At 41.4% G+C, this 12,301-nt stretch carries 12 protein-coding genes and 1 tRNA gene; 8 read left to right on the forward strand and 5 right to left on the reverse strand.

Annotated elements, in window-relative coordinates:
• Window positions 1–156: 156 nt before the first annotated feature.
• Together H6G18_RS10590 and H6G18_RS10595 are read right to left on the reverse strand one after the other, a co-directional pair.
• On the reverse strand, window positions 157–447 hold the full coding sequence (locus tag H6G18_RS10590; RefSeq protein ID WP_190407062.1) for a hypothetical protein: 291 nt from the start codon (window positions 445–447) through the stop codon (window positions 157–159).
• Window positions 428–673 (reverse strand): hypothetical protein, encoded by a 246-nt coding sequence (locus H6G18_RS10595; RefSeq protein WP_190407063.1) that lies wholly within the window; start codon window positions 671–673, stop codon window positions 428–430. Before H6G18_RS10595 ends, H6G18_RS10590 begins: the two co-directional genes overlap by 20 nt.
• 846 nt (window positions 674–1,519) lie before the next feature.
• Here H6G18_RS10595 and H6G18_RS10600 point away from each other — a divergent pair.
• From H6G18_RS10600 to H6G18_RS10610, 3 genes are all read left to right on the forward strand, one after another.
• Window positions 1,520–1,879: a hypothetical protein gene (locus H6G18_RS10600; protein ID WP_190407064.1), complete on the forward strand. Its 360-nt coding sequence runs from the start codon at window positions 1,520–1,522 to the stop codon at window positions 1,877–1,879.
• Between the two features lie 250 nt (window positions 1,880–2,129).
• Complete coding sequence (locus H6G18_RS10605) at window positions 2,130–2,669, forward strand: Dps family protein (RefSeq protein ID WP_190407065.1); 540 nt, start codon at window positions 2,130–2,132, stop codon at window positions 2,667–2,669.
• A gap of 95 nt (window positions 2,670–2,764) precedes the next feature.
• Entirely contained in the window at window positions 2,765–3,532 is a 768-nt protein-coding gene (locus H6G18_RS10610) for a ChaB family protein (RefSeq protein WP_190407066.1), read from the forward strand.
• A gap of 209 nt (window positions 3,533–3,741) precedes the next feature.
• Here H6G18_RS10610 and H6G18_RS10615 read toward each other — a convergent pair whose 3' ends face one another.
• Together H6G18_RS10615 and nagZ are read right to left on the reverse strand one after the other, a co-directional pair.
• Window positions 3,742–4,620 (reverse strand): lysophospholipid acyltransferase family protein, encoded by an 879-nt coding sequence (locus tag H6G18_RS10615; RefSeq protein ID WP_190407067.1) that lies wholly within the window; start codon window positions 4,618–4,620, stop codon window positions 3,742–3,744.
• Window positions 4,621–4,643: 23 nt separating this feature from the next.
• On the reverse strand, window positions 4,644–5,729 hold the full coding sequence (gene nagZ / locus H6G18_RS10620) for a beta-N-acetylhexosaminidase (protein ID WP_190407068.1): 1,086 nt from the start codon (window positions 5,727–5,729) through the stop codon (window positions 4,644–4,646).
• Between the two features lie 365 nt (window positions 5,730–6,094).
• Here nagZ and H6G18_RS10625 point away from each other — a divergent pair, with 365 nt between their 5' ends.
• The 5 genes from H6G18_RS10625 (at window position 6,095) to H6G18_RS10645 (ending at window position 11,299) form a co-directional block, all read left to right on the forward strand.
• Entirely contained in the window at window positions 6,095–7,063 is a 969-nt protein-coding gene (locus H6G18_RS10625) for a hypothetical protein (RefSeq protein WP_190407069.1), read from the forward strand.
• 149 nt (window positions 7,064–7,212) lie between these two features.
• Window positions 7,213–8,652, forward strand: a complete 1,440-nt coding sequence (gene pds, locus H6G18_RS10630) for a 15-cis-phytoene desaturase (protein WP_190407070.1) — start codon at window positions 7,213–7,215, stop codon at window positions 8,650–8,652.
• Complete coding sequence (gene crtB / locus H6G18_RS10635; RefSeq protein ID WP_190407071.1) at window positions 8,636–9,568, forward strand: 15-cis-phytoene synthase CrtB; 933 nt, start codon at window positions 8,636–8,638, stop codon at window positions 9,566–9,568. Before pds ends, crtB begins: the two co-directional genes overlap by 17 nt.
• A gap of 125 nt (window positions 9,569–9,693) precedes the next feature.
• Window positions 9,694–9,785, forward strand: a tRNA-Ser gene (locus tag H6G18_RS10640).
• A 191-nt stretch (window positions 9,786–9,976) separates the two neighbouring features.
• A complete protein-coding gene (locus tag H6G18_RS10645) occupies window positions 9,977–11,299 on the forward strand; it encodes an ABC transporter substrate-binding protein (protein WP_190407072.1) in 1,323 nt (440 codons plus the stop codon).
• A gap of 130 nt (window positions 11,300–11,429) precedes the next feature.
• On the opposite strand, the gene H6G18_RS10650 is transcribed toward H6G18_RS10645, so the two are convergent.
• Window positions 11,430–12,206, reverse strand: coding sequence for a hypothetical protein (locus H6G18_RS10650; RefSeq protein WP_190407073.1), 777 nt, complete (start codon window positions 12,204–12,206; stop codon window positions 11,430–11,432).
• Window positions 12,207–12,301 lie beyond the last annotated feature (95 nt).

A 12,301-nucleotide genomic window follows, 5' to 3' on the forward strand; every position in this document is an offset into this window, starting at 1 on the left:
TTTACAGACTTGAAAGTTTATTTGTATTTAAATTTTGAATTTTGATTAGATGTAGGTTTTTGACAGAAATGCTGAACACGCCGGAAGAAAAATAAATGTTTAATTTTCCTTAAGGTTCAACTCGCTCTGATTGGAAAAACCTACACTTGCAAAGTTCTAGTTATAATCAAAATTCGTCAAAGGTTTTCTTAACAAAAGTACATTTTTTTGTCTATTTTTATGCTTGGCGCTAGTCAAATAGTTATCAGCATAACGAAAAGCAGATTCACCATCATAAGCAGCAATCGCTACAGCTTGAAAAAAGACCTTGGTTGGAACTAGTTGATTAGATAACTTTTGAGTCAAAATCAACAAGTCATGATCTGTTGCAGGTATAGTGGCTTGTTCTGCCCATTCTGAACAATCAAAACTATCTTCAAAATTATCTTCAATTAGTACTTTGGACATTTTCTACCTCCCCAAAAGCATAAGATGCAAAGCCTGCGATTAAATTTAGTTGCTGTTCGCGTGTTTGTAAGTTTTCTGGGAGTTCAGTATAACTACAACCGATTTCTTGCAAAATCTGCAAACAATAAGCACTGATTTCACTGCATGAGGCTTGCTCCCACTCATGAGCTACTTCTTTTGCCATTACCTGATTGACGCGGATCACGTTCGTTACAGGGCTAATCATCAACTCACCCTCATCAATTGCATAATCGAAGTTTTGATCAAAAGTCCAAATTTACGTAACCGTGATTCTGCTGAATTTATGAAGACGGGAACTGAAATCATCAGCGCATTTGCGGAACGATATCTCAAGCAATCACCTAGAGTCGGGCGTAGCTCATCGCGCCTTCATGTGCAATTTAGTAATACATAAAAACCCTTTTTAGAATTATTTCAGGGATTATTACGCAAAGATTTACTACGAAAACCCAAAATTTAAAAGACAAACTTAAATTCTTCAATCCGTACACTATAGAGTTTTTACTAATTAGTAATATCCGGGTATTTTTGCCGTATTTTTACTTAAATTTTCAAAGCTGATTTGGAATAATCAAGGATTTGGTTATCAAAATACGGAAATAAATATTAAAAAATTAGTAATTCATGGCATTCTTATTTTATTTTTACCATTAAATATTCATGTGAAAAGCTACTTTTTTGTCCTTTTGACAATAAAAATAAGACTAATAAACTAATTAACTAGCTATTTCATCCGGTTTCGATCTATCTAAAGAATGATTTTATTGTAAATAAAAATAAACCTCATTTCACTCCACAGGTCGATGTATTGATTTAATTTTTTAGAATATAAATATTATCAGGTGAGCCTTGACTGAAGAATAAAGTATATAAATTGAATATTTGCATATTTTGAGTAAATGCAAGTATATCGAAAAATTCTCCATAAGGGCTTGGAACTTAATAACTTCTAAGATAGAAGCCTATTTATTTAATCTAGTTAAATAAAAATATGTGCTTCTTCCTAAAAGTAAGAATTAAGAGTTGCTAATGTTGTTAATGAGGGTTACAAATGAAGATTTTTAGTGTTGTTTTATCTATGTTACGTCCAGTCCGTTTTTTAATTGTTGCTTTCACCTGTGCTTTACTATTTTTGTCTAGCACAGTTCCTGCTTTTGCCATTAGTAGCTACCAAAGTGAACCGACAGAAGCTACTGATCAACTTCTAGAAACTCAGAAGAAAACCGACGAAGTTGCTAGATCCGCACCTCCTGGACTGAAAGAAGTGCAGAAGAAATCCAATGAAGGACTCAACGAAGTTCAAGGAGCCGCAGACATTAATAAAATGAAGCGTCCTGAAAATTCCCAAGACTCAACCTCAGTAGAAGGTGAAATTCAGAACTTACTGGAAAAAGTTACAGGGAAAAAGTAAGCATAAATAATCTTAAAATATCCCATTACCAGGGGATATGGTTTTGATAATAGGTAATAGGCAATTTGTAAAAGCGCCTATTACCTATTACAAATTACAGCAAGAATTGCATAAATAAAATATAACCTCTATATAAAAGTAATCCTTTAGTTGTAATTATTAATTAAGGGATAATCCTCCTATTGGACGATGTTAATAAGACCAAAATTTTGAGAACTTAATAAATAAGTTCACCTGGAAATGAAAAGCAATGCCTAGAATAAACATTGGTTTAACAGACGAGCAACGTCAAGGTGTAATTAATCTGTTGAATCAAGATTTAGCAGATTCTTATTTACTTTTGGTGAAAACAAAAAAATACCATTGGGATGTTGTCGGGCCACAGTTCCGCAGTCTGCATGAACTGTGGGAAGAACACTACGAGAAATTGACAGTAAATATTGATGCGATCGCTGAACGGATTCGGACTTTAGGCGGTTATCCGATAGGTTCAATGGAAGGATTTCTAAAACTCGCCACCCTCAAGGAACACGCTGGTGATGTTCCCAGTGCTACAGGAATGGTAGCGAACCTGGTTCAAGACCATGAGCAATTGATTCGCAACCTCAGAGGTCATGTAGATCAGAGTAGTGAGGAGTTCAAAGACGAAGGAACTGCTGACTTCCTTACCGGACTCATGGAAGAGCATGAAGAAATAGCTTGGATGCTGCGCTCGTTTATTGAAGGACAACCAATTGAGCCAAACGGTACACAACCAGCAACACAAACTAAAACCCCTGTGGGTGTGTAAGCCTCTTATCTCTGTCCCTTTGTGTCTCTGTGGTTAAAAATTTTTTTCACTACAAAGGCACAAAGAAGTAAAACCTAAAATTAAGGAGTATTTAAGTGCCAGAAGTTTATCAAGCAGAACGTACTATTTCGGCTGTATTTAAAGAGCAGAAACAAGTTGATGATGTGATTCGACGTTTGTTAGATAGAGGTGTACCCAGAGACCATATTTCGGTAATGGGAAGAAACTTCCAATCAGAAACTCGAATTGCCGGTTTTATTACTAAACGAGATGTAATTTGGGGTGGTTTGCGGACAGGAGCAATTTTTGGTTCCTTGTTTGGTTCCTTCCTCAGTTTGCTTACAGGTGTAGGCGTACTGTTTATTCCCTTTGTCGGGCCGATTGTAGCGGCTGGCCCCATTAGTGCTTTATTATTGGGGGCTGCTAGTGGTGCGATCGCCGGTAGTGCTGGCGCTGGTTTAGTTTCAGTTCTCACTACTTTAGGAATGCCAGAAGATAAAGCCACAATATACCAAACCCGCTTACAAGCTGGTGAGTTTTTGCTATTAACTGAAGTCCCAAGCGATCGCAGTGGTGAATTTCAATTGCTGCTGGAAAGTGCTGGCGGCGAAGAAATTAGCACAATTGATAAAACTCTGACTCGTCCTTGTCCTGGCCCTTGTAATAGCCCAGAAGATTTGTCTCCTGAAGTCCGTTCTCATCTTTCTCAAGAAGCCCAAAGCACTTTTATTGAACGCTATAACGGTGTGTTAAACGAGACAAGTGACGAGTTCACGGCTGAACAAGCTGCTTGGGAAGCTATTCATCAAAAATTTGACGAAGATGAAAATGGTGTTTGGTCAAAGGCTAAAGTTAGCGTTTAGCAATGATATTTTCGTTGGTTTTTAACTAAAATCCTAATAAAAATCCCCAACCTCTCGCAGGTGGGGATTTTAACAATCCTTGGGGGAAGTACCTCACTACAGTGAACCTTTCTGAGGGACTTCCAGATAAAGAAATACCCAAAATGTAGGGTGCGTCAGTGCCAAAAAACCTAGCTGTACCAAGAAAATATTCATACTGACGCACCCTACTAACTGTCAATTTGGAATAATTTATTTTTTGGTGTTCCCTGAGACTGTAATACTAACTCGTCTAATTCTTGCTGCATCTTGCTGACAACCAAGTTGTAGCATTCATTGACATATTGGCGATCGCTAGCCGCTTCTCTACCGTAGCGTTCAAATGTAATTGGTGGACAAATTCTTGTATGAATAGAGACAGGAAAGGGAATATTGGGTAGAGGCCCAATACCTAAGCCCCAAGGTAAACCCAGATAAATAGGAAATACTTCGGGATCAATACCTAAAAACCAAGGCATACCCCATTCGTGAAATTGCTGCACAATTTTGTATAAATCAGCCAGGACAATCAAGGTATCGTGTGCGCCACAAGAGATAGCCGGAATAATTGGCACATTTTCCCGTAGTGCTAGCTTGATAAAGCCTTGACGACCTGCAAAATAAATTTTGTTACGTAAATAATAAGGTCGGAAAACATCTTCGGCTCCACCTGGATACACTAGTACACTAGCTCCAGAGCGCAAGGCAGTGTAAGCCATTTTGGGATGAGCTATCACAGCTCCAGCTTTACCTACCAGTTGCGCTAATGACGGGCTAACCTGCCAAACTTTAGGGTGCATCAGACCGTAGGCTGGTCGCTCCACGCCAAATCGGTTGAACCAGTCGTACATCATCATCAACATATCGGGCGCTGACAGCCCACCATTGTGGGAACCGACAATTAAAACTTTCCCCTGTGGTGGGATGTGATGCCAGCCACTAGTTTGCACTCGAAAATAATAATGGTAGAAAAAGCCCAGTAGGGGCATCAGGGATTGGATGAACTTGGGATCTCGCTCATCCAAAGACCAACCAAGCTTTTGGGGATGGGTATGTTGCTTTTGTGACATCCAGGCATATTATCAAACTCAGACTAAACAGAACAAGCGATCGCCAATTCTGCATGACGTACTAAAGTATCTCTATCTAAACTCTGTACAGAATATTGTGGAGTTACTGCCAATAGTTTCTCGATTCTCTCTCTAGCTGCTTCTACCACTGACTCGGACAGGCTACCATTAGTTAAAGAATCAGCAAAGTCTTCAGCAATTTTATATGTACGTTCAATAGACGATGAGTGGATATTGCGCGAAACAATATATAAATCACAGCCAGCGTCAACAGCCCGCGCCACAGTACCACTTTGCGTAAACATATCTGAGACAGCTTTCATATCTAAGTCATCAGACACAACTACTCCCTGAAAACCAAGTTCTTCTCTAAGTATGGTTTTCAAAATAGGGCGGGAAAGGGTAGCTGGTAAATCAGGGTCGATTTTGGGAAATAAGATATGGGCGGTCATGATTAAGGGAATATTTTCCTTAATCAAAGCTTTGAAGGGAATAAGTTCTCGATTTCGTAAGTCTTCTGGAGTTAGGTTGAGTATCGGTAATTCCAGGTGGGAGTCTTTGCTAGTATCTCCATGTCCGGGGAAATGTTTGGCGCATCCGATAATTCCTGCTTCTGTCAGTCCTAAATAATATTCCCGCGCACCACTAGCCGCAGTCTCAGGAGTATTACCAAAAGCGCGAGAACCAATAATCGGATTTTGAGGATTGGAATAAATATCAGCGACAGGCGACCAAGACAAGTTAATTCCCAAAGATTTTAATTCAATTGCCGTGGCTTTGGCTACTTCACGGGCCTGCGATCGCAACAACAATGCCTGAGGAAATCTGGTAATGGGTAAAGGTGTACGGATAACCCGTCCTCCCTCATGGTCTAGGGTAAAAAACATGGAGTCGCGTTCTACATATTCTTGTATCTGGCTATGTAACTGCTGAAAGCTTTCTAGCCAAACCTCATAAGTAACACCATCGAGAAAGTTTTTAGCAAAAAATATTACTCCTATTGGTTTCAATTCACCCAGAGCGCGTTTATCTTCATCACTCAAAGCAGTACCGGAAATACCCAGGATCAAGTGATGTCCAAAGCGTTCTAGCTTCTGCAATGCTGGCATAATGCTTCACCCGTGGTTGTGTAGCTAAAGATGGTAATTAAGAGCATAAAAAATATCCGCCCCTATCCTACACCCTCATTAGTGGTAATTGACATCTATTAATGGTAGGTACGCTCTATACAAACACCTTTAAATGAACATTAAAACTTGGCTGGAAATCCATCAAAAAATTTCCAGCACTTTATTTAAAAAAGCTCTTGAGTAAAGAACTTGTAAATTTACTTTATTAAGAGTAGTGATATTTACTTGATTACTTTATTATTTATGATATTCAATTGCATGAATATACTTATTTTATTGCCATTGCTTCATTAAACAAGGTATAGCGCATAACCACATCCTGCTGTTGTAAGTTCAGGAAATTTATGTATATAAGTTTTTTAAATAGCTACATTGAAAACATTGTTGCTACGTTGTATGATACTTGTTATGAAAATTACAAGGGATTGACGAAAAATCCTCGATGGTTATTAATGCGAAAATTAGGGCGATTTAAAATTGCCAGAATTCTCATTTCGCGTTTAACAAAGCGTTCAATTAAAACTTACTTAACATCAATTAATATCAATAACTCATGCTTGGCAGAAAATGTCAATGTAGACGAAGTTGTGCAGAATCTTCATAGCCAAGGATTACATTTGAGTATTAATCTTACCGAATCTGTTGTTGAAGAAATTATTCGATTCGCTAAGGCCAATGCTTGTTATGGTAATCGCAAAGCAGAGTTTGGTTTTTATTACAAGCAGAAAGAAGCAGCACAAATAAAAGCTGGGCAACAATTTACCATAGCTGACTATTTCAATACGGAAATTCAATGTTCAGCCATTAAAAAATTGCAAAATGATCCAAAATTATTAGCAATAGCAGCCAAGTATTTAAATACTTATCCAGTCCATCAAGGCAATCGGATGTGGTGGAGTTTCCCCGGAAATTTGTCTTACCGAGAACAAATTAAATCTGCTCAATGTTTTCACTACGATTTAGATGATTATAAGTTTCTGAAATTTTTCTTTTATTTAACTGACGTAGATGCTCACAGTGGTCCTCATATTTGCATCCAGAATAGCCATAAGCGAAAAAAACTGTCTCATATTTTGTTACGTAAGAGAGAAACAGATAGAGACATAACTAATTACTATGGTCAGGAATCATTGGTGAAAATTTGTGGTAAAGCTGGCTTTGGATTTGCAGAAGATCCTCTGTGCTTCCATAAAGGTATCCCTCCCACTCACCAAGACCGCCTCATCCTACAAATAGAATTTGCCACCACCGACTATCAAATGCAACATGATATTAGACCAACATCTCAATTAAAATTACTCATTGCTCAATAGTCATTAGTTCCTTGCCCCTGCCTCTTCCCACTCACCTGTATCGAATTTTTTCGAGAAGCGATCGCACAATTACTGCCAAATGTAACGGATTGCAAAGTATAATGAGAACGGCAAAACCATTAAGAAATATTGAAGAACAGTAGGTTTAAATGCGAGTAGCGATCGCTGGCGCTGGTCTAGCAGGACTTTCCTGCGCGAAATATCTCACGGACGCAGGTCACACTCCCATTGTCTTAGAGCGTCGGGACGTATTGGGTGGCCTTGTGGCGGCGTGGAAAGACTCTGACGGCGACTGGTACGAAACCGGGTTACACGCCTTCTTTGGGGCATATCCCAATATGCTGCAATTACTCAAAGAGTTGGGCATTGAAGACCGACTCCAGTGGAAAGAGCATACATTGATTTTTAATCAACCAGATAAGCCCGGAACACTCTCACGTTTTGATGTTCCTGATATTCCATCTCCGTTTAACATCATCGCCTCGATTCTTCGCAACAACGATATGTTGACATGGGAGCAGAAGATTCGGTTCGCCATTGGACTACTTCCAGCCATAGTGCGTGGTCAAAAGTATGTCGAGGAGATGGACAAGTACAGCTTCTCAGAATGGCTGAAAAGGCAAGGTGTTGGTGAGAGGGTAGCCAGCGACGTATTTATCGCTGCTTCTAAAGCTCTCACCTTTATTAACCCGGATGAAGTTTCATCCACAATTTTATTAACAGCCCTAAATCGCTTTCTACAAGAGCGATATGGCTCCAAAATAGCCTTTTTGGATGGTTCTCCCACAGAACGGCTGTGCCAACCCATCGTTGATCACATCACCGAACGGGGTGGAGAAGTCCGGCTCAACGCACCTCTAAAAGAGATTTTGCTCAACCCGGATGGTACAGTAAAAGGGTTCTTGCTGCGCGGGTTAAATGGAGAACCAGATGAAGTGATTACAGCAGACTTTTACGTGTCAGCTATGGCAGTTGATCCATTGAAAGTCATGTTGCCAGAACCTTGGCAGCAAATGGAGTTCTTCCAAATGCTAGAAGGTTTAGAAGGCGTGCCAGTAATCAACCTCCATCTGTGGTTTGATCGGAAATTAACAGATATTGATCACCTGCTATTTTCGCGATCGCCACTCCTCAGCGTTTATGCTGATATGAGCAATACTTGTCGTGAATATGCTAACCCCGACCGCTCAATGCTGGAATTAGTTCTAGCTCCTGCCAAAGATTGGATTAGCAAATCCGACGAAGAAATTGTCTCTGCTACTATGGTCGAATTGGAAAAACTCTTCCCCGGCCACTTTAAAGGAGATAATCCGGCAAAATTGCTGAAATCGCACGTCGTAAAAACGCCGCGTTCAGTTTACACAGCGACCCCTGGTCGGCAACAGTACCGCCCACCCCAAAAAACCCCCATTGCTAATTTCTTTCTAAGTGGGAGTTACACCATGCAACGCTATTTAGGCAGTATGGAAGGGGCCGTACTTTCTGGTAAGCTAACAGCGCAGGCGATTTGTGAATCGCTGCCAGAGGAAAACACCTCAAACCTGCAAACGCTAACCCGACCGCCTGCAACGAATGCTGCAACTGCCTGATTCCCCCCCGCGCATGAAAACGCTGGTCTCTGTAGACGAGTCATATAAACTTTGTCGGCATCTCACAGCCAAGTATGCCAAAACCTTTTACTTGGGTACATTGCTGATGAGTCCGGCAAAGCGCCAAGCTATCTGGGCAATTTATGCCTGGTGTCGCCGTACAGATGAATTAGTGGACGGGCCCGCATCCGCCATTACTACACCAGAAACCCTAGACCTATGGGAGCAGCATCTGGAAGCGATTTTTGCGGGACACCCCAAAGAAAATTACGACGTGGCTTTGGTGGACACACTCCAACGCTTTGATCTAGACATTCAACCTTTTCGGGACATGATTGCTGGACAGCGCATGGATTTGCATCGAAGCCGCTACGAAACCTTTGAGGACTTATACCTCTACTGTTACCGCGTCGCTGGGACTGTAGGGTTGATGTCAACATCTGTGATGGAGGTAGACACCACTACTAACACCGCACCTTGGCATCAAAACCAGCCAGTATATATTCCCACAGAAGAAGCGATCGCTCTAGGTATTGCCAATCAATTAACTAACATTCTGCGGGATGTCGGAGAAGATGCCCGGCGAGGACGAATCTACATCCCCCTAGAAGATTTAGCACGATTTAACTACACTGAGCAAGACTTCTGCAAAGGCGTTGTAGATGAGCGCTGGCGCTCCCTCATGCGCTTTCAAATAGATAGGGCGCGGCAGTTCTACATCAAAGCAGAACATGGCATCACCTACCTAGCCCCCGATGCTCGTTGGCCAGTGTGGGCAGCATCTATGTTGTACGGACAGATTTTAGATGTGATTGAACGCAACGATTACGATGTATTCAGTCAACGCGCTTACGTCCCCCAATGGAAAAAGTTACGCACCCTACCCATAGCTTGGATGCGATCGCAAGTTCTATAAAAATTAGTCAACAGTCAATAGTCAATAGTCCATAGCTACTGACTACTGACTACTGACAAATGACAACTGACTAAAAACTATTTGACATAGACAAAAATAGCTGCTACTATTTATTTTTGTCACCTGGAGAGGTGGCTGAGTGGTCGAAAGCGGCAGATTGCTAATCTGTTGTACGGCAGGCAACTCCGTACCGAGGGTTCGAATCCCTCCCTCTCCGTTTTTACAGCATAGAGCTACACAGAAATTTCTGTGTCAAAGGAAGAAACTCATGTGAGAGTAAATATTTCTACTTCTAAAGGTGAGTGTTATCATTTAACATTTAGAGTCCTGCTAAGATCAAGCTAACCTGAAAATCTAGTTTGAATCTTACTTTCAGGCTCCCGCATCTTTGAGGAGTGAAAGTAATCTATGCAAAGAATTAATGCTGTTCTCAGCTTAACTTTAGTCACCTTCACATCTGGGTTTCTATTAGCAGCCTGTGAAACAAATACCACCCCTAATGGTACAGCTAACAATGGCGCAACTAGCACCCCAGCAACCCAAACCACCACAACCAGTAGTGTTTCAGGTCTGAAAATCGGCTCTCTTCTACCAGCGACAGGAGATTTAGCGTCTATAGGACAGCAAATGGCTACGGCTGTTCCCTTGGTAGTAGAAACCGTCAACGCCTGTGGTGGTGTCAATGGTCAACCTGTTACCTTGGTGGCTGTAGACGACCAAACAGACCCCAGGGCTGGGGCGGCTGGTATGACTAAATTGGCTACTGTAGATAAGGTTGCAGGTGTAGTTGGCTCTTTTGCCAGCAGCGTTTCCACTGCGGCTGTCTCCATTGCTGCCCAGAATAAAGTTATGCTGATTTCCCCTGGTAGTACTAGTCCAGTATTTACCGAAAAAGCGCAAAAGGGCGATTTTAAGGGTTTTTGGGCGCGGACAGTTCCCCCCGATAGCTACCAAGGCCCAGCTTTAGCCGAACTTGCTAATAAAAAAGGCTTCAAGCGAGTTTCTACCATAGTCATTAACAATGACTATGGTGTTGGTTTTGAGAAAGCCTTTGTTCAAGCTTTTGAAAAACTAGGTGGAACTGTAGTCAACAAGACTAATCCTGTACGTTATGACCCAAAAGCTACCACCTTTGAAACTGAAGCTGCTGCTGCCTTTGCTGGTAAGCCAGACGCAGTTCTTGGTGTTTTTTACGTAGAGACTGGTAGTTTGCTGTTAAAGTCAGCTTATGAGCGGGGTTTAGCTCAAGGCGTACAAGTCATGCTGACAGATGGAATGAAGTCTGATGAATTCCCTGGTCAAGTAGGCAAAAGTAGTGATGGTAAATTCATTGCTTCTGGAATCATCGGTACAGTCCCTGGCTCAGATGGTAAAGGATTAGAAGCTTTAACACAACTTTGGCAATCGAAAAAAGGTAGTGCGCCAGGAGAGTTTGCCCCCCAAGCATGGGATGCGAGTGCATTGCTAGTATTAGCAGCGCAAGCCGCCAAACAAAACACTGGTGTGGGTATTGCGAGTAAAATTCGTGAAGTATCTAGTGCGCCTGGTGTAGAAGTAACTGATGTCTGTGAAGGTTTGAAGTTACTCAGAGAAGGACAAGATATTAACTACCAAGGAGCCAGTGGTAACGTAGATATTGATGCTAATGGTGATGTCGTTGGTGTCTACGATGTGTGGACAGTAAGTGACGATGGCAAAATTAAAACTATTGATAAAGTGACACCCAAGTAGTTGGGAGGGAGTAGGGAGTATGGGAGATGAGGGGGAAAGACCAATAATAGTCTCTAGACTCTCAATTTTGGATTTTGGATTTTGATTTAATCCAAAATCCAAAATTCCTAGTCCCCACTCCCCAGTTCAACTAGAAACCAGAGAAGTTGTAGCCGACACCTATCAATAAACCGATATCAGTATCATCGAAAAAGCCTGCATTCACAGCAGCTGTGGCAGTAAATTGAGCGTTTAGGGGTACATCAATACCACCAGATGCTAAAAAGCCTACTTTTGAGTCATCGCCTGTTTTAATAGCTGCACCAATACCTACATAAGGAGCGATCGCTAACGGTTCACTAAAAGCGTCTGCTGCTTGTAAGGTAAAATCGTAGGTGACGGGAATTAAAATTGTGGTGTTACTCCCAAATACTGCTGATGGTCTGACAGAGATAGCATTAGTCAATCCAATTTTGCTAATGGCTGCAAAATTACCATCACCCAAGGATGAATCACTGCCGCTTATACCAATATTACCAGCAACACCGATATAGCTTCTGCCGCCACGGGTAGGTCTACCTACATCAATATCTGCTTGTGCAACTGTAGATGTAGATGGTTGAGCAGTCGGTTCTACATACTCAGGTGCTAGGGTAGCAGATGTAGTTGCTACTGTTCCAGGAACAGGTGTGATTGTGCGATTAGCTGAATCTCCCGTGTTAATGCTGGGAAATTGCTGTACTTCATTTATATTTGATACTGGTGCTTGAGGAGCGATCGCCAACTCTTGGTTTTCCATCTCCAGTTCAGCATTAGTATCAATTGGTGATACTGTTTGAGCATGAGCAGATAAGCCAGTACCTGTAACTGCGAGGGCTGCTAAACTTGGCAACCAAAATATATCTTTACGAAGAAAAATATTATTCACATTCACTCCTAACAAACAAGTCCCACAATAGATAATCCTAGCAATTGCCAGAAATTCCGAGAATTTCTCACAATACAAAAACTTTAACATCAGAA

Origin of the sequence: Anabaena subtropica FACHB-260, from assembly GCF_014697105.1 — a bacterium.
Classification (GTDB): Bacteria; Cyanobacteriota; Cyanobacteriia; order Cyanobacteriales; family Nostocaceae; genus Trichormus; species Trichormus subtropicus.

Bases quoted from the DNA above. Each gene is read 5' to 3' on its own strand.
- H6G18_RS10590 (WP_190407062.1), bottom strand. From the start codon at position 447: ATGTCCAAAGTACTAATTGAAGATAATTTTGAAGATAGTTTTGATTGT.
- H6G18_RS10595 (WP_190407063.1), bottom strand. From the start codon at position 673: ATGATTAGCCCTGTAACGAACGTGATCCGCGTCAATCAGGTAATGGCA.
- H6G18_RS10600 (WP_190407064.1), top strand. From the start codon at position 1,520: ATGAAGATTTTTAGTGTTGTTTTATCTATGTTACGTCCAGTCCGTTTT.
- H6G18_RS10605 (WP_190407065.1), top strand. From the start codon at position 2,130: ATGCCTAGAATAAACATTGGTTTAACAGACGAGCAACGTCAAGGTGTA.
- H6G18_RS10615 (WP_190407067.1), bottom strand. From the start codon at position 4,620: ATGTCACAAAAGCAACATACCCATCCCCAAAAGCTTGGTTGGTCTTTG.
- nagZ (WP_190407068.1), bottom strand. From the start codon at position 5,729: ATGCCAGCATTGCAGAAGCTAGAACGCTTTGGACATCACTTGATCCTG.
- H6G18_RS10625 (WP_190407069.1), top strand. From the start codon at position 6,095: ATGTATATAAGTTTTTTAAATAGCTACATTGAAAACATTGTTGCTACG.
- pds (WP_190407070.1), top strand. From the start codon at position 7,213: ATGCGAGTAGCGATCGCTGGCGCTGGTCTAGCAGGACTTTCCTGCGCG.
- crtB (WP_190407071.1), top strand. From the start codon at position 8,636: ATGCTGCAACTGCCTGATTCCCCCCCGCGCATGAAAACGCTGGTCTCT.
- H6G18_RS10645 (WP_190407072.1), top strand. From the start codon at position 9,977: ATGCAAAGAATTAATGCTGTTCTCAGCTTAACTTTAGTCACCTTCACA.